Origin of the sequence: Pseudomonas sp. FSL R10-2189 (assembly GCF_009600325.1) — a bacterium.
Lineage (GTDB): Bacteria > Pseudomonadota > Gammaproteobacteria > Pseudomonadales > Pseudomonadaceae > Aquipseudomonas > Aquipseudomonas helleri.
The window spans coordinates 1-23,106 of record NZ_WIVZ01000059.1 but is presented as its reverse complement, the minus strand read 5'-3'; the positions used below and the strand labels follow the sequence as shown (position 1 = coordinate 23,106).

Below are 23,106 nucleotides of genomic sequence, written 5' to 3'. Positions count from 1 at the left end.
GCGAGCAGTGAAGCAGCGCCCAGCAAAATATCCGACCCGAAAATAAAGATGCCAGTCAGCTTAACTGACTGGCATTAACCCGAAGGTCGCCTTTTGTGTCACTCACTCACACATCGCTCATCAGAACTCGTGGTCAGCGTTGTCCGGGTTCAGGTCGCTGATGCCCAGCTTGCCTGCGGCTTGTTCGATAGCGGCGGTCTGTTTGACCAGGGCTGCGATGGCATCACGTACCACTTGGTTGCCGGCTTCGTTGCCCGCTGCGATCAACTGGTCGTAGTGCTCGCCCTTGTTGGCGAGGTCTACCATGACCTGGATCTTGGCTTCGGTGTCGGCCAGGTCGGATTTCAGGGTGGCGTCTGTGGCCGGGTCAACGACGACGACCAGCGACGACAGGCTTGGGCCGGTCATTTTGCTGCCGTCAGCACGTACGTATTCACCCAGGTACACGTTACGAATGCCTTTGGCGTCGTAGAAGTGCGAGTTGTGGGTGTTGTCGCTGAAGCAGTCTTGCTCGTCTTCAGGGGAGTTGGCTTCCAGCGACACTTTCATGCGCTCACCGGCCAGTTCGCCCAACGACAGGCTGCCCATGCCAAACAGCATTTTGCGCAGGCCGTTTTGTGCAGGCTCTGCTTCGAGCGAAGCGCGGTAGTTGTCAGGCACGTTTGGCGCCCAGTTGCCGACCATTTCAGTCAGGTCGTTGACCAGCAGCTGAGTTACGGCTTTCAGGTAGGCACGACGACGATCATTGTGGCCGCCGGTTGCGCCTTCGCCTTCCAGGTAGTCCGAAGCAGGGCGGTCGCCCGCGCCCGGGCCGGTGCCGTTAAGGTCCTGGCCCCACAGCAGGAATTCAATGGCGTGGTAGCCGGTGGCGACGTTGGCTTCGGAACCGCCCAGCTCATTGAGGCTGGCCAGGGTTTCCGGAGTGATTTCAGTTACGTCGATCTTGTCTTCGCCCACCTGGATCTGGGTGTTGGCGATGATGTTGGCATTCGCCCCGGGGTTGCCCAGTGCGCCGCTGTAGTTGGCGTCAACGTAGTCGATCAGACCTTCGTCCAGTGGCCAGGCGTTCACTTGGCCTTCCCAGTCATCAATGATGGTGTTGCCAAAGCGGAACACTTCGCTCTGCAGGTAAGGGACGCGCGCTGCAATCCAGGCTTCACGTGCGGCCTTCAGGGTGTCGGCATTGGGCTTGGCCAAGAACGCGTCGACGGCGGTTTGCAGGGTTTTGGCGGTGGACTCGGCGTCGCTGTACACGGCATGCACCATGTCGGCGTAATGCGCGACAACGGCTTTGGCTGCGGCGTCGTTAACTTGCGCGCCCGAAGCATCAGTGGCTGGCGTAGCAGGAGTGGTCGCTGCGGCTGGCGTAGGTGCTGTGGCTGTTTTTTCTTTGTCTTTGTCGCCGCAACCAGCGAGTGAAATAGCAATGGCCAGCAGACTGGCGGTAGCCAGGGGCAAACGAATCATGGGCGAACATCCTGCTTCGAGTGGTGGGACAAGCATGCGACGGCACGCAAAACGTGCGACATGATGCGAAAGATATGCATTTTGTGTAAAGGGTTACGCCTGTAAATATTTCCTATTTACTGCTGCAACAAGCCTTGGTTGATGTGGCCTTGGTCAAAATCTTGAAACATAAAATTACATATTAAGGGCGTTGTTGCGCTGCGCCTGCTTCAGATAAGCGCCCAATTCCCGCGCTCCCAAGGGCTTGCTGTACAAATAGCCCTGGCCTTCGTGGCAGCCTTCACTGATCACATAGGTTTCCTGTTCGAGGGTTTCGACGCCCTCGGCAATCACCTGCATGCCCAGACTTTTGCCCAACTGGATGATGGCGCGCACGATGGTGGCGTCGTCGTCATCGTCAATCAGGTCCTGAACAAAGCTCTTGTCGATCTTGATTTTATCCAGCGGCAGGCTTTTCAGGTAACTCAGCGATGAGTACCCGGTGCCAAAGTCATCAATGGCAATCAGCGCGCCCGAGCGACGCAAGCTCAGCAAGTGCTGGGCGGCGGTGCTGATGTCTTCCATCAGGCTGGTCTCGGTCACTTCCAGCTCCAGGCTGCCGGACGGCAGGCGATACATCTGCAACAGGTTGTTGACCACCCGCGGCAACTCGGCGTGGTGCAACTGCACGGTCGACAGATTGACCGCCATGCGCAAGTCGGTGAACCCCTGATCGTGCCAGTCGCGCAGTTGGCAGCAGGCTTGATCCAGTGCCCATTCGCCAATGTCGATAATGCTGGCGTTGGCTTCTGCCAAAGGGATAAACAGGTCTGGCGGGATCATGCCGTGCTCGGGGTGTTGCCAGCGCAACAAGGCTTCGACGCCCACCACCCGATGATCGCTGTAGCGAATTTGGGGCTGGTAGACCAGGTGTAACTGATTGCGCAGCAGGGCGTCCCGCAGGTCTTTTTCCAGCTCGCGGCGGCGGCGCATTTCGCGGTCCACGCTGGCGATATAAAACTGATAACGGTTGCGCGAGCGGCTTTTGGCCAGGGTCATGGTTTGTTCGGCTTTTTGCAGCAACTGCTCCGAGGTGTCGCCATCTTCCGGGTACAACGTGATGCCGATGGTGGCGCGCAAGCGGATGTTTTGCTGATCGACGCTGAACGTCGTCTCCAGGTCATCCAAAATGCCCTGCGCCAGTTCGGCGGCCTCATAAGGCTGCTCGATGTGGGCCTGAACCAGTGCAAACTGGTCGCCGCCCAAGCGTGCGAGTGCACCCAGGCTACCGCTGTGCGCCCGCAAACGATCGGTCAGGGCTTGCAGCAACTGGTCGCCTGTCTGATAACCAAATTGTTCGTTGATGCCTTTGAAATCATCCAGCCCCACACACAGCACGGCCACGCGGCGCTGAGAGCGGCCTGACTCAATCAGGATTTTGCTCAATTGGGACTGTAATTGCTGGCGGTTCGGCAGCCCGGTCAAAAAGTCGTATTGGGCCATGCGCAGCAAGGAGCTTTCGGCTTCGTGGCGCAAATGCGCATTGCGCTCTATGGAGGCCAGCAACTGGTTGGCGGTGTTGACCCACACCCCGAGCTCGTTGGATTCATGCCCCTTGAGCTGCGGGATCAAATGTTCGCTGGGGTGGTCAGGGTTGATGCTGGTCAGGTGCTGGATCATTTTTGACAAGGGCTTGGTCAGCAGCCAGTGATAAATCAGGTACAGCACCAGGCTCATCAGCAGCGCCCGCAACACCCCCGACAGCAACAGCGCGCCGGCATTGGTCAAGAAACCCTGACCATAGGGCGCTGTGTCGAGGGTGATGCTCAGGTCACCGTAATATTCTTTGACGGGGCCGCCGCCCACCAGCGGCGTGTTGAACGTACGTTCCTGGCCCAGGATAAAGTCGGTCAGCCAGCGGCTTGAGGTTGCTTGCAAGGGCCGGTTTTTTTCCGCGAGTACGGTTTCATTGGGGTGGCCGATAGAGGCCTTGCGCATTGCGTCGTCCTGAAACAAGCCCTCAATGACCTGCATCGCCATTTCCCGGTCCAGGCTGTACAGCGCTTGCGTGGACGGGTCGCGAAACATATTGAGGATTTGCTTGGCGTCCTCGTTGACCGCCTGGCGTGTGAGATAGGCGTCGAAGACAATTTGCGCGCAGCCTAATATTCCTCCCACGACCAATGCTGAGAGCAATACGATCCGGAGTAATTTGATCGACAAGCTGTTCTTGAATTCCAGCTTCAACGGGTTATTCCTTGTGTCTTGCCGATAGTCGTGTGGTCATGGCTGCAGGTAATCGTTCATTTTGACGAGGGCATTATCCAGTGGTTTGAGAGCTGGACAATGTGTCGGTTCAAGGCGTAGTTAACTTGAGCCGGCGAATGAAATAAACCTGCCGTTGATAGTAGTCTGAAGCGCGTTGGCCCCGCACTTTTGCCTTGGCCAAAAAAAACCCGGCAATGCCGGGTTTTTTTAACGTTCAGTCAGTTTCAGGCAGTGAAGGTTTTGCCTTCGAACTGCTCTGCAACGAACTTCCAGTTAACGATGTTCCAGAACGCCTCAACATACTTCGGACGTACGTTGCGGTAGTCGATGTAGTAAGCGTGTTCCCAAACGTCGCAGGTCAGCAGCGGGGTGTCGCCGCTGGTCAGCGGGTTGCCGGCGCCGATGGTGCTGGCCAGGGCCAGGGAACCGTCAGCCTTCTTCACCAGCCAGCCCCAGCCGGAGCCGAACGTGCCGATGGAGGTTTTGCTGAATTCTTCTTTGAACTTCTCGAACGAACCGAACGCAGCGTTGATGGCATCAGCCAGCGCGCCGGTAGGCTCGCCGCCGCCGTTTGGCGACAGGCAGTTCCAGTAGAACGTGTGGTTCCACACTTGAGCGGCGTTGTTGAAGATACCGCCCGAAGAGGTTTTAACGATCTCTTCCAGGGTTTTGCCTTCGAACTCGGTGCCTGGCACCAGGTTGTTCAGGTTCACGACATAGGTGTTGTGGTGCTTGTCGTGGTGATACTCCAGGGTTTCCTTGGAGATGTGCGGCTGCAAGGCATCATGTGCGTACGGCAGCGGCGGCAATTCGAAAGCCATGTTGATTCTCCTAATCAGGTCAGTTGCGATGAGCGCAAGGCCGATCACGGGCGGCCAAACACGCGCCGGGGAGTTTGTACTCTTTGCGGCGCAAGCGCTGGATCATAGCACCGGGGTTGGCGCATAACCACGCGACAACTGTGTGGAATAGACGTTTCAACCAGATTGATTGAAAAACTCGATGTTTTTTCAGGCCCCCGTTAACCCCATGGATTACCCGGCAACAATCAACTGAACCGCCACCGCGTACATCATCGCCGCCACCAGCAGGTCCAGCAGGCGCCAGGTGCCGGGGCGGGCCAGCCATGGTGCGAGCCATGCCGCGCCCAGGGCCAGGGTGAAAAACCACAGCAGCGACGCACTGGCCGCGCCCACCACGTAGGCGCCGGGTACGCTTTGCTGAGCGCCAAGCGAGCCAATCAGCAGCACCGTGTCGAGGTAAACGTGCGGGTTGAGCAAGGTGACCGCCAGTGCACTGAGCATCACCGCCCTGAGCGAACGCGCGGTCTGGCCGGCCGATTGCTCAAGGCTTGAGGCCGAGAACGCCCGGCGCAGCGCCTGGGTGCCGTACCAGAGCAAGAACAACGCGCCGCCCCAGCGCGCCACACCCAGTAAAATCGGGCTTTGCGCCAGAATCGTCGCCAGCCCGAACACCCCGGCTGCTACCAGCAATGCGTCACAAATCACACAAAAAGCCGCGACCGGCAGGTGGTGTTCACGGCGCAAGCTTTGTGCAAGCACGAAAGCGTTTTGGGTGCCGATGGCCATAATCAGGCCGAACGCGACCAACAGGCCATTAAGGTAGCTTTGCCACATAAGAAATACTCGCCGAACTGCATCACAAGAGGGGGTTACTGCTGGCTATTGTCCGGGCCTTGGTTGTATAAGAAAAACCAATATTGCTGATCGCCCATTAGGAATACTGATGTTCGACTATAAATTACTCTCAGCGTTGGCTGCCGTGGTAGAACAGGCCGGTTTTGAGCGTGCGGCGCAGGTGCTTGGGCTGTCACAATCGGCGATTTCCCAGCGCATCAAACTGCTTGAAGCGCGCATCGGGCAGCCGGTGCTGGTGCGTGCCACGCCGCCGAGCCCTACAGACATCGGCAGGCGCTTGCTCAACCATGTGCAACAAGTGCGTTTGCTGGAGCGTGACCTGCAACGTGTGGTCCCGGCGCTGGACGATGAGGGCTTGCCCGAACGGCTGCGGATTGCCTTGAATGCCGACAGCCTGGCCACGTGGTGGGCTCAGGCGGTGGGCGATTTCTGCGCCGAGAATCAGCTGTTGCTGGATTTGGTCGTCGAAGACCAGACCGTCGGCTTGAAACGCATGCGCGCCGGTGAAGTGGCCGCGTGTTTGTGCGCCAGTGAACGCCCGGTGGCGGGCGCGCGCAGTGTGTTGCTGGGCGCCATGCGTTATCGCGCAATGGCCAGTCCGGCCTTTATTGCGCGGCATTTCCCCCTGGGGGTGAATGCCGCGCAGTTGCCTAAAACGCCTGCGCTGGTGTTTGGCCCGGATGATTTTTTGCAACATCGGTACTTGGCGGCACTGGGCGTGGACGGCGGTTTCGAGCACCATCTGTGCCCCTCATCAGAAGGCTTTATCCGCTTGACGGAGGCCGGGCTGGGCTGGGGGCTGATTCCTGAGCAGCAAGTGCGCGAGCAACTGGCCAGTGGGGCATTGGTAGAGCTTTTGCCAGATAAACCGATCGACGTGCCACTGTACTGGCATCATTGGCGCAATGGTGGACAACTGCTGGAAGCGCTGACGGCCCATTTAACCCGCTCAGCATCACGCTGGTTAGTGCCTTTGGCCTGATAACCGACGTTTAAACAGCAGGCAACAAGACTTACAGCATTTGGAGCAATTGATGAAGATTCTGGTCACCGGCGCAAGCGGCTTTATTGGCGGACGCTTTGCGCGTTTTGCCTTGGAGCAGGGCTTTGACGTGCGGGTCAGCGGGCGTCGGGCCGAAGGTGTCGAACACCTGGTGCGGCGCGGGGCTGAATTTATCCAGGGTGATTTGACCGATGGCTTGCTGGTGCGTGACCTGTGCGTCGATGTCGATGTGGTGGTGCATTGCGCAGGGCATGTTGGCACCTGGGGGCGTTATCAGGACTTCTTCCGCGACAACGTGCTGGTGACCGAGAACGTGGTTGAGGCGTGCTTGAAACAACGGGTGCGACGCCTGGTGCACCTGTCATCGGCCGCCCTGTACTTTGACGGTCATTCGCATCTGGGGCTGACCGAAGAAGACGTCCCGAGGCGGTTCAAGCATCCTTATGCCGAAACAAGGTTCATGGCCGAGCAAAAAGTCTTTGGCGCACAAGAGTTCGGACTCGAAGTGATTGCTCTGCGCCCGCGCTTTGTTGCCGGCGCCGGGGACATGAACCTGTTCACGCGCTTGTTGGCGCAGCAGCGCAAAAATCGCCTGGCAATCATTGGTAATGGTTTGAACAAAGTCGACTTCACCAGCATGCAAAACCTCAACGACGCGTTGATGAACAGCGTTCTGGTGAGCGGATCGGCCTTGGGCAAGGCCTACAACATCAGTAATGGCACCCCGATACCGTACTGGGATGTGGTCAATTACGTGATGCGCCAGATGCACGTGCCGCCCGTGACCCGTTATCGGGGCCCCGGCATGGCTTATAGTGTCGGCGCGCTCAGCGAAGCGGCTTGCAAACTGTGGCCAGGGCAACCGGCGCCGACGCTCACGCGTTTGGGCGTGCAGGAGATGAGCAAAGACTTTACCCTCGACATCAGCCGGGCCCGTCACTACCTCGACTACGACCCAAAAGTCAGCCTGTGGACCGCGCTGGACGAGTTTTGCGGCTGGTGGAAAGCCCAGGAATCGCCGTACCGCTGACATTCTTCAGGACCCATATAAGGTTTCTCCATGCGTAACGACTCACGTGACCACTTCGACAATGTACCGACCCTGCGGGCAGATGCAGACGACCATGATGATCTGGCGTCGATGGGTGGCGCACGTGAGCGCGGCGCGGGCCATGCGCGCAATGCTCAGGTGATCAAGGTCAAGGGGCCGAGCACCGGGCCTTTGTGGGCGTTGATCCTGGCCGTGTTGCTGGCGTTTGCCGGGCTGGCTTGGTGGAGCTTTCAGCAGATCACCTTGATGGAGCAGCAACTGGTTGCCACCCAGGAAAGCTTTGCCCGGATCAGCGAAGAAGCGGCGGGGCGCTTACAGGCCATTTCCGGCAAGGTGGTGGCCAGTGAATCAAGCATCAACAACGGCAGCGAGGCGCTGAAGTTGCAGATCAAACAGCTCGAAGATCAGTTGGCTGAGCAGGCCAAGCACCAGCAAGGCCTGGTGGCGGGGCAGATGGGCGATCTGGACCAGCGTTTTGAGCAAATCAATGCTGCGATGCTGCTGCAAGTCAACGCCCAGAAAGCCTCCCAGACCCAACTTGAGACCGACCTCAAGGCCATGGGTACTGAACTGGCGGCGTTGAAAGCGACCGTGGCGCAACAGGCGGGCGACGTGACGGCCTTGAAAAAACAGGGTAACCCGAGCGATGCCGTGCGCAGCCTGGAGCAGGACATGATCGTGCTCAAGAGCCAGCTGGAAAACCGCCCGGCGGCCTCCCAAGGCCCCAACACCGCCGAGTTTGACGTGTTCAGGGCGCAAGTGACGCGCAACATCACCACCTTGCAAAGCCAGATCCAGAACCTGCAAAAACAGATCAGCGCCCGGCCATAATCCAAAACCCCCTGTAGGAGCGAGCTTGCTCGCGATCTTTTAAAGATCAAAAGATCGCGAGACAAGCTCGCTCCTACACAGGGATGTGTACCGTTACTGCGCCTTATCCCCGCGCCCGCGCAATACCTGATTCGGCATCACGATCGCTGCACACAAGCCCAGCAGCGAGATGGCAGCGCTGACCAGCAGCAAGTGGCGGAAGGTCATCAGCAATTCGCTGCGCAAGCTGTCCAGTGCCGGGCCTTGCACGGCGTTGAGGCCGTCCAGCAGCACATTCCCCGAACTGCCTTCACCCAGTAGCGGCTGGCCGCCAGCAGGTGCCAACAGCGAATCGTGCAGCAGGGCCAGCAACAAGGCCGACATCAGCGCCACACCCACCGCGCCGCCCAGTGAGCGAAACAGGTTGGTGGTACTGGTGGCGACACCAATGTCATGTTGCTGCACCGAGTTTTGTGCGCCCACCAGCGAGGTCGGGAACTGCAACCCCGCCGCGATCCCGCTCAGCAGCATAAACACGCCGCTCAACAGTTCGGCGCTTGGGGCGCTGAAGGCCATGCCGGCAATGGAAAGCGGCATCAAAATCGCGCCGCTGAGGATCATCGGTTTGTAATAGCCGGTCACCGAGGTCATGCGCCCGGCGAAGTAGGCGCCCATCGGCAGGCCCATGGCCAGCGGCAGCAAGTGCAGGGCGGCACTGTCTGCGCCCGCGCCGGTGATGCTCTGATAGCGCAACGGCAACAGTACGATCAGCGAAATGGCCTGGAAGCTGGTGAAGAACACGGTGCACCAGCACAACACCGCGCTGCGATTGGCAAACAAGTGCATGGGCAGCAACGGTTCCGGGGTGCGTCGCTCGTGCCACACAAACAGCACCAGCGCGACTACCGCCGCCACCAGCAGGCCCAGCACTTGGTCGTCACGCCAACTGTGGCCCTGGCCAATAAAGGTAATGCCCAGCAGCAGTGACGTAAGGCCGACAATCATCAGCACCGTGCCGAGGTAATCAATAATCGGCTTGCGCTGCGGTACCGGCAGCCCGACCAGCGTGCGATAGGCGATCAGCCACGACACCAGCCCCAGCGGCAAATTGATCAGAAACACCCAGCGCCATGACAGGTACTCGGTCATGTAGCCACCCAGCACCGGCCCGGCGACGCTGGCCACGGCGTACATGCTGCTGAAATAGCCTTGATAGCGTCCGCGCTCACGGGGCGGGATGATGTCGCCAATAATCGCCTGGCTCACCGAAATCATGCCGCCGGCGCCAATCCCCTGGATGATCCGCGCCAGCACCAACTGCTCCATGTTCTGCGCGAGCCCGCAAAACAGCGAGGCCACGGTGAACAGGCCCATACCAAACAACATCAGGCGTCTGCGCCCGTACAAGTCACCGAGCTTGCCGTAGATCGGCACGGCCACGGTCATGGCCACCATGTAGCCGGAAATCACCCAGGCCAGCTGGCTGACATCTTTAAACTGCGCGGAAATGGCGGGGATCGACACGGCGACGATGGTTTGATCCAGCGCCCCCAGGAAAATCGCCAGCATCAGCGCAACGAGAATGCTGCGAATGGCGGGTTTAGCGTGTGGAGGCTGGTTGAGACTGGTCACGATGTACACCTGCGGGCATCAAACGTGTGGCGGGATGCCCGCGATTGTACTCGATAGGTTGCTATTCGATAGCTTCATAAGGAAGACCGACGTAATTTTCTGCAATGGTGGTGCGCCCGGCCTCGGAATCGACAAAATACGCCAGCTCGCTGTCGGTGATGCGCTGGCTGAAATCATCACTGTCAGCAAAGCGATGGAGCATCGAGGTCATCCACCACGAAAAGCGTTCGGCCTTCCAGATGCGCCGCAAACACACCTCGGAATAGCGCTCCAGCAAGTCGGTGCGGCCCTCGGCATAGACCTTGAGCAGAATGTTGAACAGCGTGCTGACATCGCTGGCCGCCAGGTTCAAGCCCTTGGCGCCGGTGGGCGGCACGATGTGCGCGGCGTCACCGACCAAAAACAGGCGCCCGAACTGCATGGGCTCGACCACAAAGCTGCGCAGAGGCGCGATGCTTTTTTCGATGGACGGCCCGGTCACCAAACGTTCGGCCAACGGCGCGGGCAGGCGGGTTTTCAATTCATCCCAAAAACGTTGGTCCGACCAGTCCTCAACTTTTTCGTCGGCGGGCACCTGCAAGTAATAGCGGCTGCGGGTGGCTGAGCGCTGGCTGCACAAGGCAAACCCGCGTTCATGCTTGGCGTACACCAGTTCATCGTTGACCGGCGGCGTGTCGGCCAGCACCCCCAGCCAGCCGAACGGGTACACGCGTTCAAAGATGCTCAGCACATCAGCGGGAATTGACTGACGGGCAACGCCGTGAAAACCATCGCAGCCGGCGATGTAATCGCAGTCCAGGCGCCAGGTTTCGCCGTCTTTTTCGAAGGTGACATAGGGTGCATCGGTTTTCATGTCGTGGGGCTGCACGTTGCTGGCGTTGTACAGGGTTTGTGCGCCAGCGGCTTCGCGGGCGGCCATCAGGTCACGGGTGACTTCGGTCTGGCCGTAGACCATCATGCTCTTGCCGCCGGTCAGGCCCTTGAGGTCGATGTGCACCTGCCGGCCTTCCAGCGCCAGCTCGAAGCCGTCATGCACCAGGCCTTCAGCGTCCATGCGCTGGCTGACCCCGGCCTGGCGCAGCAGGTCGACCATGCCTTGTTCCAGCACACCGGCACGGATCCGTCCGAGCACGTAGTCGCCGCTCTGGCGTTCGAGAATGACGTTATCAATCCCGGCATTGTGCAGCAGTTGGCCGAGCAGCAACCCGGATGGCCCGGCACCGATAATAGCGACTTGAGTTCTCATTGTTGTTCTCTCTCGCAAGCCCTGCGGTCAGTGCAGGGGTGTTTTTTTGATGTTGTGCCTGTATTTTTCGCTTGTGAGCGTGGCAAATGAAGGTGATAACCACGTCAATGCCGGTACTTTTCGCTAATCGGTGCGATTATCGCCCCTGTGCTTAATCATCAGGTTCAGCCCATGACAACCCCCGCCATCCCGGTGTTCAAACTCTACGGCGAGCAGCAAGACTGGCTCAGCCCGGACTTGCTGCACTGCGAAACCATTTCGTTGCGCAGCCGCATTCATGATTGGGAGATCCGCACCCATCGGCATGCCGATTTGTGCCAATTGCTCTATGTGCACAAGGGCCGGGCGCGGGTTGAAGTCGAAGGCCAGTACCATGAGCTGACCGAGTCGTCGGTGCAGGTGATCCCGCCGTTGTGCGTGCACGGCTTTCAATTTTCACCGGACGTTGAAGGCTTTGTGCTGACGCTGGCCGCGCCGTTGGTGACGCAGTTGCAGACTCAGTTGGGCGGGTCGATGAGCGCCTTGCAGCGCGCTGCCAGCTACCCCGCTGGCAAGGATCGGCATTACCTGAACAGCCTGTTCAGTGCGTTGCACAGCGAATATGTCAGCGCCCGCCCGGCCCGCGACATGTTGCTGCAATCATTGATCAGCGTGCTGTTGGTGTGGGTCACGCGCCAAGTCATCCAGCGGCGTGAAGCCCGGCAAGTGCCGCAGCGCGGGCGCGAGTACCTGAACCTGTTCACGCAACAGGTCGAAGCCCTTTATCAGCGGCAACCCAGCGTTGAGGACCTGGCGCATCGGGTCGGGATCTCAGTGGCGCACCTGAACAGCATTTGCCGTGAACTGGCCGGGCAATCGGCCTTGCAGATCATTCACCAGCGCCTGCTATTGGAGGCCAAGCGTCATTTGATCTACACACCCATGACCATCAGCGAGGTGGCTGATCAATTGGGTTTTGCTGACCCGGCGTATTTTGCGCGGTTTTTCCGCCGCCTCACCGGGACATCGCCCAGTGCCTATCGAACGGACCGGGCTGACAGCATCAGCCCGGCCTGAGGCTATGCGTCATTAAAGCGCGGTAAACACCGACGCGCAGTGCCCGGCAAAGCAGCTGGCGGTCAATCCGGCTGAGAGCCGCGTTTGCTCTGCGCGATAGCACGCGCCAGCAAACAGGACAGCGGCAGCAAACACGATCAGTACGGTCAAGCATCTGGTTTTTGTTTTAGTGGTCATGGCTATTCTCTCTCCACGTATTCACGGAGTCAGACCTAGACTTCACACTATTAAGGCTAGCTCAGCCCCTTGCGCTTGCCATGCCCATTGGCCGAACGGTCACAGACCTTTGTCCCACGCGGGTTCTTCGGTAAAGCGCTCGCTGAGGAAGTCGAGCATGCTGCGCAGCGTGGCGGGCATGTGTTTGCGCGAGGCGTACACGGCATAAATGTTCATCTGCAAAGGCTCAGCGTCTGGCAGCAAGCGCACCAGTTCACCGCTGCGGATATGGCACCCCGCCAAGTAGCTGGGCAGCAGCGAAACCCCACCACCCGCCAGGGTGACGCGCAGCAGCGTGCTGGCTTCGTTAGCGCTGATATTGCCTTGAACCGGTACCGACAGCGCTTCGCCTTGCACCGTGAAATGCCACAGGCTCTTGCCGTAGTACGCATGGCTCAGGCAGTTGTGCAGGCTCAGATCATCGACCTGCTGCGGTGCCGGATGCTCGCGCAAATAGGCGGGCGAGGCGCACAGCACGGAGCGGCACACGGTCAGCTTGCGTGCGATCAAGCTCGGGTCCAGCTCGGTGCTGGTGCGAATCGCCACATCAATGCGCTCATCCACCAGGTTCACCGTGCGGTCGAGCATTTGCAGGTCAATGTTGACCTCGGGGTAGCGGCGCACGTACTCGGTCATGGCGCAGGCCAATTGCGCCTGGCCGAACGAGGTGCTGACGCTGATGCGCAGCAACCCGCGGGGCGCCGCATCGGGCACGCTGACAGCGGCTTGCAGGTCATCTGCCAGCTCCAGCAATTGCCGGCAGCGGGGCAGGGTTTCGTTGCCGGCGGCGGTCAGGCTCAGCTTGCGCGTGGTGCGGTGCATCAAGCGCGCCCCGACCCACTCTTCAAGCTCGGCCAAATAGCGTGACACCACCGGGCGTGACAAATCCAGATGGTCGGCCGCCGCCGACTGGCTGCCCAGGTCGACCACCGTGACAAATACCCGCATTGCGATAAGACGGTCCATGATCTGCCCGATTAGTGAAACAAACTATGTCGCAGCATCGCATTTTTTGTCGTCAATTGTGCGTCTAAGCTCTGTCCATCGCTGACCCTTGTCGCAGGAAGCTCCATGACCGTATTTTCGATGTTTCGCCGTTTTTGCCTGAGTGCCGTTATCCTCGGCTTCGCTGCCCATGCCGCCGCCGCGCCGGCGCCCCTGACCCTGGATGTCTACAACCCCGGGGCTGCGGCGATTTTTCCGGTGTCTTCGGTGCTGGTCAGTGGCCAGAAAGATGCGATTTTGGTGGATGCGCAGTTTTCCAAAGCGCAGGCCCAACAGGTGGTCGATAAAATTCGCGCCAGCGGCAAGCACCTGACCACCATCTACATCAGCCACGGCGACCCCGATTATTACTTTGGCCTTGAAACCCTGACCCAGGCATTCCCCGACGCCAAGGTGCTGGCCTCGGCCCCGACGGTGGCCCACATCGAGCAAACCAAAGACGCCAAGCTGGCGTTCTGGGGCCCACAAATGGGCGCCGATGTGCCCGGCAAACTGATCGTGCCCAAGGTCATCAAGGGCAACACCCTGACGCTGGAAGGGCACGAACTGGACATCGTCGGCCTGACCGGGCGCCAGCCCGAGCGCACGTTTGTCTGGATCCCGTCGCTCAAAGCCGTGGTCGGTGGGGTGGTCGTGGCCGACAACCTGCACGTGTGGATGGCCGACACCCAGACCCCGCAGTCGCACCGCCAATGGTTGTCGACCCTCAAACGTATCGCCAGCCTGCAACCGGACATCGTCGTGCCGGGGCATTACCTGGGGGACAACGACCGTTCATTGAAATCGGTCAATTTCACCCGTGACTACATCAAGGCCTTTGACGAAGAAACCCTCAAGGCCAAGCACTCGGAAGAACTGATCGCGGCCATGAAAAAGCGCTACCCGGATCTGGGCGAAACGTCTTCGCTGGAGCTGAGCGCCAAAGTGGCGAAAGGCGAAATGAAGTGGTGATTCAACGTTTGACCTTATGCACCCCATCCAACTGGAGAACATCATGAGAAAGATCGCAATTATCGGCGCTACCGGTCGCGCTGGCAGCCAACTGCTGGAAGAAGCCTTGCGTCGTGGGCACCAGGTAACCGCTATTGCCCGTCACGCCTCGGCAAAAATTGGGCAGCGCGCTGGCGTTGTGGCCAAGGACGTCGACGTCAACGATGCCCAGGCGCTGCAAGCAGCTGTGGCTGGACATGACGTGGTGCTGAGCGCGGCACACTTTTCGACGCTTACGCCACAGGCCATCATCGAACCGGTGAAAAAGGCCGGTGTTAAACGTCTGCTGGTGGTGGGTGGCGCGGGTTCGCTGTTGCTGCCGGACGACAGCAAAGTCATCGACAGCAAGGGCTTCCCGGAAGAATACAAGGCAGAAGCCTCGGCGGGTGGCGTGTACCTGGACACCTTGCGCAACGAACACGACCTGGACTGGACCTTCCTGTCCCCGTCGGCCGAATTTGTAGAAGGCGAGCGCACCGGCCACTACCGCGTCGGCAAAGACCACTTGCTGGTCAGTGCCGAAGGTAGAAGCTGGATCACCTTCGCCGACTACGCCATCGCCCTGCTGGACGAAGTAGAACAGCCCAAGCACTCGCGCCAGCGCTTCACGGTCGGTTACTAACGTAAAAGATCGCGAGACACCACGCCGAATCTTTGTAGGAGTGGCCGCCCCGTCTACGACGCCGCGCTGTCGCGCAGCAAACAGGCCACCGAATATCTTCAGCATCCCCCAATCGGTTCCCTCTCCTTCGGGAGAAGGCAAGGGTGAGGGGCTCTTGATTTTTTGTACATATCCGTTGCTGCGGCAACGGCCACTTAGGGTTCCGGCCTTACGCCGCGTTACTTTGAAAAGCGCAAAGTAACCAAACGCTTTTTGCCCCAACCCCTCGGTGCCTCGCTGAGGCTCGGCATGCCCTCACCACAGGCCAAGCTCGGTGGGCCCGCCGCGATCGGCCATCCCTGGCCGTGTCGCGGCTAACCCGGCGTCCTGCCGGGTTACCCTCTGCGCAACACCTGCGTTCGGCCAGCGTGGTTTAACGGGGCCTCTAAGATCAAGATCAAAAGCCAGATCAAGATCAAAAGATCGCGAGCAAGCTCGCTCCTACAGGGCCTTAGGAATCAATCACTTATTTGTGTTTGATAGGAGCTCGCCTCGCGATCTTTTGATCTTTAAAAGACCGTGAGCTCCTACGCAGGGGTGGTGGCTTGTGCTACCAGCCAGTCCATCAATTCGCGCAAGGGCGCTGACGGTTCCTGGCTGGGGGAACTCACCAGCATGTAGGCCGCGCCGGTGCGCACGGTCAGATCAAACGGCATCGCCAGCCGTCCCTCTTTCAGGTCTTCGCCTATCAACGAGCAATCGCCCATCGCGACGCCGTTGCCTTGGGCGGCCACGGTCATGGCCAAATCCAGGGTGTCGAAGTATTGGCTCTGGCGGATGGCCGATGCCTCAACGCCCGCCACGCTGAGCCACTGAGCCCAGTCCCGCTGGTCTCGGCTGGGGTGCAAAAAGGTGTGCTGCTCAAGGTCGCGCAAGCTGTTGATGGCATCTGGGCCTTGCAACAGATGCGGCGCACAGACGGGCGTGAGCAGTTCGTCGAACAGGTGTTGGCCCACCCGCTTGGGCCCCGGCAACGGGCTGTAGACCACCGCCGCATCGAAGGTTTCACGGCGAAAGTCGATGCCGTGGTGCACGCTGCTGGTCAGCTCTACCGGCACGTCCGGGCGCAGTTTTTGCCACGCCATCAGTTTGGGCAGCAACCAGCGCAGCATGCAGGTCGGGGCTTTGATTTGCAGCGGCGTGCGGCGGATGCTGGCGTGCTCGACCGCTTCGCCGATCAAGTCAAATACCTGCTCGATGCGCGGGTAAAGCGCCTGGCCTTGCTCAGTCAGGCTCAGGCCCCGTGCCTGTCGATGAAACAACGCATACCCCAAATGTTCCTCAAGCCCGGCGATTTGCCGGCTCACCGCGCCCTGGGTGATGTGCAACTGTTCACCGGCGCGGGTGAAATTGCAGCATTGGGCCGTGATCAGAAAGGTGTGCAAGGCAGGCAGCGGCGGGAGACGTTTCATGTTGAGCTCAGCCATGAATTCAGGACATGGCTAGTATGAGCAGGTTTGCGTTGTGTCCGCCACACGCGCCCGCTTCAATGGCTCATTACTTGAGAACAACAAGAGGGCAGTATCCATGGCGACGTGCGGCGAAGTATTGGTCAAGTTGCTGGAAGCGTATGGGGTTGAGCAGGTGTTTGGCATCCCCGGCGTGCACACCGTCGAGTTGTATCGCGGGCTGGCCAGTTCGCCGATCAACCACGTCACCCCGCGTCATGAGCAGGGCGCAGGCTTTATGGCCGACGGCTATGCGCGCACCAGCGGCAAGCCGGGGGTGTGTTTCATCATCACCGGGCCGGGCATGACCAACATCACCACAGCGATGGGCCAGGCCTACGCCGACTCGATCCCGATGCTGGTGATTTCCAGCGTGCAATCGCGCAGCCAGTTGGGTGGCGGGCGCGGCAAGTTGCATGAATTGCCGAACCAAAGCGCGTTGGTGGCCGGCGTTGCCGCGTTTTCCCACACCTTGATGTCGGCGGCCGAGTTGCCGGGCGTGCTGGCCCGTGCTTTTGCGTTGTTCCAGGCCGGTCGTCCCCGCCCGGTGCACATTGAGATCCCGCTCGACGTGTTGGTAGAAAATGCCGACGCCTTGCTGTCCAGCCAACCCGTCAGCATCGCGCGCCCTGGGGCGGCCCCGGCGGCAGTGGAACAGATGAGCCAGCGCCTGATCGAGGCTAAACGCCCGCTGATTCTGGCCGGTGGCGGGGCGATCGACGCCGCGCCAGCGCTGCTGCAATTGGCCGAGCGGTTGGGCGCGCCCGTGGCGCTGACCATTAACGCCAAGGGTATGCTGCCAGCCTCTCACCCGTTGTTGATCGGCTCCACGCAAACGCTGGAGGCCACCCGAGCATTGGTGGCTGAGGCCGACGTGGTGCTGGCGATTGGTACTGAACTGGCCGAAACCGATTATGACGTGACCTTTGCCGGAGGCTTTGAGATCCCCGGCGCTTTGTTGCGCATTGATATCGACCCCGATCAAACCGTGCGCAATTACCCGCCTGCACTGGCTTTGGTGGCCGATGCGCAACTGGCTGGCGAAGCTTTGCTGGCGCGTATCAGCGCGCAAACATTGCCCGAGCGCGAGGCGGATTGGGGGGCAGCGCGGGCTAAACGTTTGAACACTGAATTGGCGGCTGCCTGGGATGAGCCGACCCGCGCCCAAACGCACTTTTTGCAGACTGTGTTCGATGTGCTGCCCAATGCTGTGTGCGTGGGTGATTCGACCCAGCCGGTGTACACCGGCAACCTCACGTTCAACCCCGACCAGCCTCGGCGCTGGTTTAACTCATCGACGGGTTACGGCACCCTCGGCTATGCCTTGCCTGCCGCCATCGGCGCCTGGCTGGGGCGCACTGCCAACGGCCAGCAGCCTGGCCCGGTGGTCTGTCTGATCGGTGATGGCGGTTTTCAGTTCACCTTGCCAGAGCTGGCCAGCGCCGTTGAAGCGCGCACGCCGATCATCGTCTTGCTGTGGAACAACCAGGGCTACGGCGAGATTAAAAAGTACATGCTCAACCGCGACATCGAGCCGGTGGGCGTAGACATCTACACCCCGGATCTGGTCGGCGCCGCCAAAGCGCTGGGTTGCACGGCGTTGGCGGTTGAGGGCGAGGCGCAACTGCGCGCCGCGCTGGTCAGCGCCGCTGAACGTCAGGGGCCGACCGTGATTGAAATCGACGAGCACCTTTGGCAGCAGGCGTTGGCCTTATAAACTTCTGCGCAGGCGCGCCAGATCCCGTGCGGGCGGCGCGCCGAACTGGCGGCTGTATTCGCGGCTGAATTGCGAGGCGCTTTCATAGCCCACGCGATACCCGGCCGCCGAGGCGTCCAGCCCTTCACTGAGCATCAGCCGCCGCGCTTCGTTGAGGCGCAGTTGCTTTTGATACTGCAACGGGCTCATGGCGGTCATCGCCTTGAACCGGTGGTGCAGCGTCGACACGCTCAAATTGGCCTCACGGGCCAGGCTGTCGATGCGCAACGGTTGCTCGAAATGATCATTGAGCCAGGAAATCGCACGGCTGACGCGGTGGGTCTGACTGTTCTCGCTGGCAATTTCGTACAAACGGTAGCCCTGCGGGCTGCGCAGCAAGCGGTACAAAATCTCACGGCGAATCAGTGGCGCGAGCATGGCGATGTCTTTCGGCGTGTCGAGCAGGCGCGTCAGGCGCAGCAGGGCATCGAGCATCGGCGGGTCGAGGGGCTCAACGTACAGCCCGCATCCGGCGGGGCGTGAGGGCACCCCCATGGGGCCAGCTTCGCTGAGCAAGGTGGTGATTTCTACCGGGTCAATGTCCAGGCGCAAGGCCAAAATGGGTTTTTCGGCACTGACTTCAAGCACGCGACCACTGATGGGCATCGACACCGAGACCACCAGGTAATTGAGCGGGTCGTAGGCGAAGTACTCGTCCCCCAGACGCACCTCTTTATTGCCCTGAGCCATCACGCACAGTGCAGGTTTGGGCAGGCTGGGTGAAAAGTCGCTGGGCAGGCTGTAACGCGACACGAACAGCGCCTTAATGCGGGTCTCAAACGAGCCGTCCTGCTGAGTGTGCCGGGTTATCAGGTCGGCCAGTTCCACGCGCTGTTTTTCAAGCGCGCTGTCGAGCGCAGGTCGCGGTGTTTCTGGCACAGACATGGGAGGCATCCTCGATCAAGCAGTTGAAGGCCCACAGCTTAAGTTTGTGCAAGGCGCAGGGGTAGCCAATTTCTGCTGCAGACTTGCCTGATCCTGCCAGCGTTGACGAATAGAGGCTGATTTGGCCCGCTACAGCGCGGCCCTATTGCTTGAAATTCCGATCGACGGCCCGGCGCGCGCAACTGCACAACGGGCTGGAGTAAGCGGTGGTTTTGCAGAATCGTGCAAGTCTGGGGCAGGAATCGACTAACGGCGCTTGAGCACCGACCCTTAAGCTTTGAACCTTCCCCTCACGCCACTTTCCTTTGTGGAGGCCTCCATGCCCCAGTCCTATGCCGTCAGTCACATGACTCTGGTCCGCGCGCGCGCAGGGTGTTCGGCCCAGGTTCATGCGTGCTTGAAACAACTGATCGAACCGACGCTGAAAACACCGGGTTGCCTGCACTTTGCCTTGCAGCACTGTGACAGTGACCCGTTGTTGTGGCATGTCGCGGGCTATTGGCAAGATCAATGTGCAATGCAGGCGTACTTCAACTCACCGTTGATGGACGTGTTCAGCACGTTGCTCAACCAGAACGTGGTCGACAGTCTGGATTTTCAGACCTTCAACGAACAGGCCTCGGCGCAGATGCGCAAGCGCGCCAGTTAAACGGGTAGAATGGCGCTTTTTTCACTGGCCGGAATGTGAAACATGGCGCGTAAAGAGTTCAAGCATTTTGAAGCGGTATCAGCGGTTGTCCCGGTTGAACTGGGGGTTGCGGGTGCCTACCACGTGGCCATTGCCGTCAAGGCCTTGTACGAAGGTGGAGCACCGCGCTTTCACACGCTGTTGACCGATCAGGTCTTCAAAACCGCCACGGCCGCAGATGCCGCCGCAGAGCAGCAACTTGAACACCTCAAAGACGTCACCGAAGACGGCGAACTGGTCTGGTAATTATTTAGGGCGGTGCATTTTGAACAAGGCTTCAGGGCCCAGCTGGAAATAATCCGCCGGGCCGCCGCCACGCAAAATAGGCTCAGCGGCTGCTGTGTCGTAAATGCCGTCCTTGAGCAAGTGCTTGGCGATGTGCACCGCCACCACTTCACCCAGAATCAACCAGCTTGGCACTAACTCTTTGTCGGCCCGTTGCAGCTGAATAATCTGCGTCACCTTGCATTCAAACGACACCGGCGTTTCTGCCACCCGAGGCACGCTCACCACGCGTGAGGCCACGGTCGTCAACCCTGCCAACGCAAACTCATCAACCTCTGGCCCCACCGGCGCGCAGCTTTGGTTCATCGCCTCGGCCAAGGGGCGCGTGGCCAGGTTCCAGACAAACTCACCGGTTTGCTCAATGTTATTGAGGCTGTCTTTGCGGCCCACGCTGCAAAACCCGATGATCGGCGGGATGTAATTGAAAGCGTTAAAAAAACTGTACGGCGCCAGGTTCAACTGACCTTGGGCGTCTTGCGACGAAATCCAGCCAATCGGGCGCGGCCCGACAATGGCGTTGAACGGATCATGGGGCAATCCATGGCCCTTGGATGGTTCGTAGAAATGAATATCGTCATGCATGGCAGGCATCCGCAAACAGCTGAGATAGAGGGCCCATAGTCTGCTAGCCATTTGCCCCGAAGACAATCGCAAGCCCCAAAAATGACTAAGCCCGGCCGAAGCCGGGCTGTGGAGTCACCCGCAGGTGTTAGCTGAAGCGGGCACCTTGGGTGCGGTCATAACCGTCTTCGGCAAAGGTCGCTGAGCGAGTGTTGTCAAAGCCGTCTTCTGCCAGGGTGGCCGAGTGAGTGCGGTCGTAGCCGTCTTCAGCAAAGCTCGAAGAGTGGGTGCGGTCGTAACCGTCGGCAGCAAAGGTGGCAGAGCGGGTGCTGCTGTAGCCATCTTCAGCAAAAGTTGCCGACTGGGTGCGGTCAAAGCCATCAGCGGCAAAGGTGTTGAAAGCCAGAACCGAGAGGGCAGCGGCGAGGATAAATTGGGTTTTCATGATAGTGCTCCTTGTTGCAGTAATCGGGTTGGTGTCGCTATGGGTTTAAGACTACTCCGATTAATTTGATTAAAAAGCGCAAAAAATTGCCTTAAGTAATCAGTTAATTCGATGTGTTGTTCCGCGCGAAAACAAGGTAGAGGGCTGCTCTACATCCCGTTCAGGCGTTATGCCGGGCAGTCGTCTTTGAGGTTTCGCTGAGATTGATAGTGGGCTAACAAAATTAACTGACTATTAATTCAAGAAAATCGAATCAGCGGTGTTGCGGGGGAGGGGGAAGGGAGGCAATCCAGGCCCTGCAAGACCCCGTCATAGGGCTCTTGCAGGCCAGGACATCACGCTAAGGCAAGGCTTAGTCAGTGGTAATGCGCGAGTGAGTGCGCGTGTCTTTCATGGTCGCGTACACCAGCAGCGAGCAGGCGATGCACGCTGTCACGTACCAGTAGTAGCCAGTTTCCATGCCTGCGCTCTTGAACCACAGCGCGATGTATTCAGCGGTACCGCCGAAGATCGACACCGTCAGGGCGTAAGGCAGGCCAACACCCAGTGCGCGGATTTCGGTCGGGAACAACTCGGCCTTGACCACGGCGTTGATCGAGGTGTAACCGCTGACGATGATCAAGGCGGCCATGATCAGGAAGAACGCGCCCCACCAGGTGGTGATGGTGTGCAGGGTGGTCAGGATCGGCACCGTGAACAGGGTGCCCAGCACGCCGAAAGCAATCAGGATCGGGCGACGGCCGATTTTGTCAGACAGCCCGCCCACCAGCGGCTGGATGCACATGAACAGAAACAGCGTGGCGGCGGAAATCGTGGTGGAGTCCGAGATGCTCATCCCGACCGTGTTCACCAGGTATTTCTGCATGTACGTGGTGTAGGTGTAAAACGCCAGTGTCCCGCCCATGGTCAGGCCAACCACGGTCAGCAGCTCTTTGGGGTGGCGCATCAGCGTGCGCATAGCGCTTTCTTTTTTCTCGACCTTAACCTTCTTGAACGACTCGGTCTCTTGCATGCCGCGACGTAACCACAGCGCGACCACGGCGCACAAGGCACCGATCACAAACGGAATACGCCAGCCCCAGCTGTACAGCTGCTCTTCAGTCAGGGTTTGTTGCAGGATGATCAACACGCCCAGCGCGATGAGCTGGCCCGAGATCAGGGTCACGTACTGGAAGCTGGAGAAGAAACCACGGCGCTCTTTGGTGGCCATTTCACTGAGGTAAGTGGCCGAGGTGCCATATTCGCCACCCACCGACAAACCTTGCAGCAAACGGGCGAATACCAGCAGTACCGGGGCCCAGACGCCAATGGTCTCGTAGCCGGGGGACAGGGCGATGACCAGCGAGCCGAAACACATCAGCAAGACCGACGCCATGAGGGCGGCTTTACGGCCTTTACGGTCTGCGTACAGACCCATCAGCCAGCCACCGATAGGGCGCATCAAAAAGCCCACGGCGAAAATCGCGGCGGTGTTGAGCAATTGAGCGGTGGTGTCGCCTTTCGGGAAAAAGGCCTTGGCGAAGTACAGCGAGAACGCGGCGTACACGTACCAGTCGTACCATTCGACCATGTTGCCGACCGAGCCACTGAAAATGGACTTGATGCGGCTGGAGGTGGTTTTGGCTTGAGGTGCTGCAGACGCAGACCCGGCAGGCAGGGTGCTTGAGTTATCCATTGAATGGATCCTTGTTTTCTTGGTTTTGTTATAGCGCGGCAAAACGCGAGCTTGCGGGGGCTATAGCAGAACTTGTGCCAAGGCTTGAATGCCCGGTTTACAAGGGTTTCAAACAAGGAATGAGCGGGAATCCGCTGGTTGGTGATTATGCATAAGCGGAAATCCGCCTATAGATCACAAATCTGTAGGAGCGAGCTTGCTCGCGATCTGTTGATCTTGATCTGGCTTTTGCTCTTGCTCTTGCTCTTGATCTAAGAGGCCCCGTTAAACCACGCTGGCCGAACGCAGGTGTTGCGCAGTGGGTAACCCGGCAGGACGCCG

Annotated in this window: 21 protein-coding genes; 9 read left to right on the top strand and 12 right to left on the bottom strand. The window is 59.4% G+C overall.

Annotation, left to right across the window (positions count from 1 at the left end; translation table 11 throughout):
- Window positions 1–120 precede the first annotated feature (120 nt).
- From GHO32_RS24940 to GHO32_RS24925, 4 genes are all read right to left on the bottom strand, one after another.
- Window positions 121–1,467, bottom strand: coding sequence for an imelysin family protein (locus tag GHO32_RS24940; RefSeq protein WP_153335508.1), 1,347 nt, complete (start codon window positions 1,465–1,467; stop codon window positions 121–123).
- A 174-nt stretch (window positions 1,468–1,641) separates the two neighbouring features.
- On the bottom strand, window positions 1,642–3,693 hold the full coding sequence (locus GHO32_RS24935) for a bifunctional diguanylate cyclase/phosphodiesterase (protein WP_153335507.1): 2,052 nt from the start codon (window positions 3,691–3,693) through the stop codon (window positions 1,642–1,644).
- A 245-nt stretch (window positions 3,694–3,938) separates the two neighbouring features.
- Window positions 3,939–4,535 carry a superoxide dismutase gene (locus GHO32_RS24930; RefSeq protein WP_048369650.1) on the bottom strand — a complete coding sequence of 199 codons (597 nt, stop codon included), beginning with the start codon at window positions 4,533–4,535 and terminating at the stop codon, window positions 3,939–3,941.
- Between the two features lie 213 nt (window positions 4,536–4,748).
- Window positions 4,749–5,351, bottom strand: a complete 603-nt coding sequence (locus tag GHO32_RS24925) for a LysE/ArgO family amino acid transporter (RefSeq protein WP_048369652.1) — start codon at window positions 5,349–5,351, stop codon at window positions 4,749–4,751.
- Window positions 5,352–5,454: 103 nt separating this feature from the next.
- On the opposite strand from GHO32_RS24925, the gene GHO32_RS24920 reads away from it, so the two are divergent.
- From GHO32_RS24920 to GHO32_RS24910, 3 genes are read left to right on the top strand one after another with little or no spacing between them, the layout of a single operon-like run.
- Window positions 5,455–6,354, top strand: a complete 900-nt coding sequence (locus GHO32_RS24920) for a LysR family transcriptional regulator ArgP (protein WP_368668510.1) — start codon at window positions 5,455–5,457, stop codon at window positions 6,352–6,354.
- A gap of 52 nt (window positions 6,355–6,406) precedes the next feature.
- Window positions 6,407–7,405, top strand: coding sequence for an NAD(P)-dependent oxidoreductase (locus GHO32_RS24915; RefSeq protein ID WP_153335506.1), 999 nt, complete (start codon window positions 6,407–6,409; stop codon window positions 7,403–7,405).
- 30 nt (window positions 7,406–7,435) lie between these two features.
- Window positions 7,436–8,257: an ATPase gene (locus tag GHO32_RS24910; RefSeq protein ID WP_123751876.1), complete on the top strand. Its 822-nt coding sequence runs from the start codon at window positions 7,436–7,438 to the stop codon at window positions 8,255–8,257.
- Window positions 8,258–8,350: 93 nt separating this feature from the next.
- On the opposite strand, the gene GHO32_RS24905 is transcribed toward GHO32_RS24910, so the two are convergent.
- A complete protein-coding gene (locus GHO32_RS24905; RefSeq protein ID WP_368668509.1) occupies window positions 8,351–9,868 on the bottom strand; it encodes an MDR family MFS transporter in 1,518 nt (505 codons plus the stop codon).
- 61 nt (window positions 9,869–9,929) lie between these two features.
- Complete coding sequence (gene pobA / locus GHO32_RS24900) at window positions 9,930–11,114, bottom strand: 4-hydroxybenzoate 3-monooxygenase (protein ID WP_153335505.1); 1,185 nt, start codon at window positions 11,112–11,114, stop codon at window positions 9,930–9,932.
- Between the two features lie 171 nt (window positions 11,115–11,285).
- Between pobA and GHO32_RS24895 the strand changes: the two genes are divergently transcribed.
- On the top strand, window positions 11,286–12,170 hold the full coding sequence (locus GHO32_RS24895) for a helix-turn-helix domain-containing protein (protein WP_153335504.1): 885 nt from the start codon (window positions 11,286–11,288) through the stop codon (window positions 12,168–12,170).
- A gap of 276 nt (window positions 12,171–12,446) precedes the next feature.
- Here GHO32_RS24895 and GHO32_RS24890 read toward each other — a convergent pair whose 3' ends face one another.
- Entirely contained in the window at window positions 12,447–13,352 is a 906-nt protein-coding gene (locus GHO32_RS24890) for a LysR family transcriptional regulator (protein WP_153335503.1), read from the bottom strand.
- A 105-nt stretch (window positions 13,353–13,457) separates the two neighbouring features.
- On the opposite strand from GHO32_RS24890, the gene GHO32_RS24885 reads away from it, so the two are divergent.
- Entirely contained in the window at window positions 13,458–14,342 is an 885-nt protein-coding gene (locus GHO32_RS24885) for an MBL fold metallo-hydrolase (RefSeq protein ID WP_153335502.1), read from the top strand.
- 43 nt (window positions 14,343–14,385) lie between these two features.
- Window positions 14,386–15,003, top strand: a complete 618-nt coding sequence (locus GHO32_RS24880; protein WP_153335501.1) for an NAD(P)-dependent oxidoreductase — start codon at window positions 14,386–14,388, stop codon at window positions 15,001–15,003.
- Between the two features lie 566 nt (window positions 15,004–15,569).
- Here GHO32_RS24880 and GHO32_RS24875 read toward each other — a convergent pair.
- On the bottom strand, window positions 15,570–16,454 hold the full coding sequence (locus GHO32_RS24875; protein ID WP_048369875.1) for a LysR substrate-binding domain-containing protein: 885 nt from the start codon (window positions 16,452–16,454) through the stop codon (window positions 15,570–15,572).
- Window positions 16,455–16,569: 115 nt separating this feature from the next.
- Between GHO32_RS24875 and GHO32_RS24870 the strand changes: the two genes are divergently transcribed.
- Window positions 16,570–18,207: a 5-guanidino-2-oxopentanoate decarboxylase gene (locus GHO32_RS24870; RefSeq protein WP_153338361.1), complete on the top strand. Its 1,638-nt coding sequence runs from the start codon at window positions 16,570–16,572 to the stop codon at window positions 18,205–18,207.
- Here the strand turns inward: GHO32_RS24870 and GHO32_RS24865 are convergent.
- Window positions 18,202–19,131: an AraC family transcriptional regulator gene (locus GHO32_RS24865; protein ID WP_048369673.1), complete on the bottom strand. Its 930-nt coding sequence runs from the start codon at window positions 19,129–19,131 to the stop codon at window positions 18,202–18,204. The genes GHO32_RS24870 and GHO32_RS24865 overlap by 6 nt on opposite strands.
- A 319-nt stretch (window positions 19,132–19,450) precedes the next feature.
- On the opposite strand from GHO32_RS24865, the gene GHO32_RS24860 reads away from it, so the two are divergent.
- Complete coding sequence (locus tag GHO32_RS24860; protein ID WP_048369675.1) at window positions 19,451–19,780, top strand: putative quinol monooxygenase; 330 nt, start codon at window positions 19,451–19,453, stop codon at window positions 19,778–19,780.
- A gap of 42 nt (window positions 19,781–19,822) precedes the next feature.
- Complete coding sequence (locus tag GHO32_RS24855) at window positions 19,823–20,065, top strand: hypothetical protein (protein ID WP_048369677.1); 243 nt, start codon at window positions 19,823–19,825, stop codon at window positions 20,063–20,065.
- Here GHO32_RS24855 and GHO32_RS24850 read toward each other — a convergent pair whose 3' ends face one another.
- The 3 genes from GHO32_RS24850 to GHO32_RS24840 all read right to left on the bottom strand — a co-directional run bounded on the left by GHO32_RS24850 (window position 20,066) and on the right by GHO32_RS24840 (window position 22,785).
- Window positions 20,066–20,686 carry a flavin reductase family protein gene (locus GHO32_RS24850; protein WP_153335500.1) on the bottom strand — a complete coding sequence of 207 codons (621 nt, stop codon included), beginning with the start codon at window positions 20,684–20,686 and terminating at the stop codon, window positions 20,066–20,068.
- A 127-nt stretch (window positions 20,687–20,813) separates the two neighbouring features.
- Window positions 20,814–21,110 carry a hypothetical protein gene (locus GHO32_RS24845; RefSeq protein ID WP_048386735.1) on the bottom strand — a complete coding sequence of 99 codons (297 nt, stop codon included), beginning with the start codon at window positions 21,108–21,110 and terminating at the stop codon, window positions 20,814–20,816.
- Window positions 21,111–21,462: 352 nt separating this feature from the next.
- Window positions 21,463–22,785, bottom strand: a complete 1,323-nt coding sequence (locus tag GHO32_RS24840; protein WP_048369682.1) for an MFS transporter — start codon at window positions 22,783–22,785, stop codon at window positions 21,463–21,465.
- Between the last annotated feature and the right edge of the window lie 321 nt (window positions 22,786–23,106).

Coding starts and splice junctions, on each gene's coding strand:
- GHO32_RS24940 (WP_153335508.1), bottom strand. CDS start 1,467: ATGATTCGTTTGCCCCTGGCTACCGCCAGTCTGCTGGCCATTGCTATT.
- GHO32_RS24930 (WP_048369650.1), bottom strand. CDS start 4,535: ATGGCTTTCGAATTGCCGCCGCTGCCGTACGCACATGATGCCTTGCAG.
- GHO32_RS24925 (WP_048369652.1), bottom strand. CDS start 5,351: ATGTGGCAAAGCTACCTTAATGGCCTGTTGGTCGCGTTCGGCCTGATT.
- GHO32_RS24915 (WP_153335506.1), top strand. CDS start 6,407: ATGAAGATTCTGGTCACCGGCGCAAGCGGCTTTATTGGCGGACGCTTT.
- GHO32_RS24910 (WP_123751876.1), top strand. CDS start 7,436: ATGCGTAACGACTCACGTGACCACTTCGACAATGTACCGACCCTGCGG.
- pobA (WP_153335505.1), bottom strand. CDS start 11,114: ATGAGAACTCAAGTCGCTATTATCGGTGCCGGGCCATCCGGGTTGCTG.
- GHO32_RS24895 (WP_153335504.1), top strand. CDS start 11,286: ATGACAACCCCCGCCATCCCGGTGTTCAAACTCTACGGCGAGCAGCAA.
- GHO32_RS24890 (WP_153335503.1), bottom strand. CDS start 13,352: ATGGACCGTCTTATCGCAATGCGGGTATTTGTCACGGTGGTCGACCTG.
- GHO32_RS24885 (WP_153335502.1), top strand. CDS start 13,458: ATGACCGTATTTTCGATGTTTCGCCGTTTTTGCCTGAGTGCCGTTATC.
- GHO32_RS24880 (WP_153335501.1), top strand. CDS start 14,386: ATGAGAAAGATCGCAATTATCGGCGCTACCGGTCGCGCTGGCAGCCAA.
- GHO32_RS24875 (WP_048369875.1), bottom strand. CDS start 16,454: ATGAAACGTCTCCCGCCGCTGCCTGCCTTGCACACCTTTCTGATCACG.
- GHO32_RS24870 (WP_153338361.1), top strand. CDS start 16,570: ATGGCGACGTGCGGCGAAGTATTGGTCAAGTTGCTGGAAGCGTATGGG.
- GHO32_RS24865 (WP_048369673.1), bottom strand. CDS start 19,131: ATGTCTGTGCCAGAAACACCGCGACCTGCGCTCGACAGCGCGCTTGAA.
- GHO32_RS24860 (WP_048369675.1), top strand. CDS start 19,451: ATGCCCCAGTCCTATGCCGTCAGTCACATGACTCTGGTCCGCGCGCGC.
- GHO32_RS24855 (WP_048369677.1), top strand. CDS start 19,823: ATGGCGCGTAAAGAGTTCAAGCATTTTGAAGCGGTATCAGCGGTTGTC.
- GHO32_RS24850 (WP_153335500.1), bottom strand. CDS start 20,686: ATGCATGACGATATTCATTTCTACGAACCATCCAAGGGCCATGGATTG.
- GHO32_RS24845 (WP_048386735.1), bottom strand. CDS start 21,110: ATGAAAACCCAATTTATCCTCGCCGCTGCCCTCTCGGTTCTGGCTTTC.
- GHO32_RS24840 (WP_048369682.1), bottom strand. CDS start 22,785: ATGGATAACTCAAGCACCCTGCCTGCCGGGTCTGCGTCTGCAGCACCT.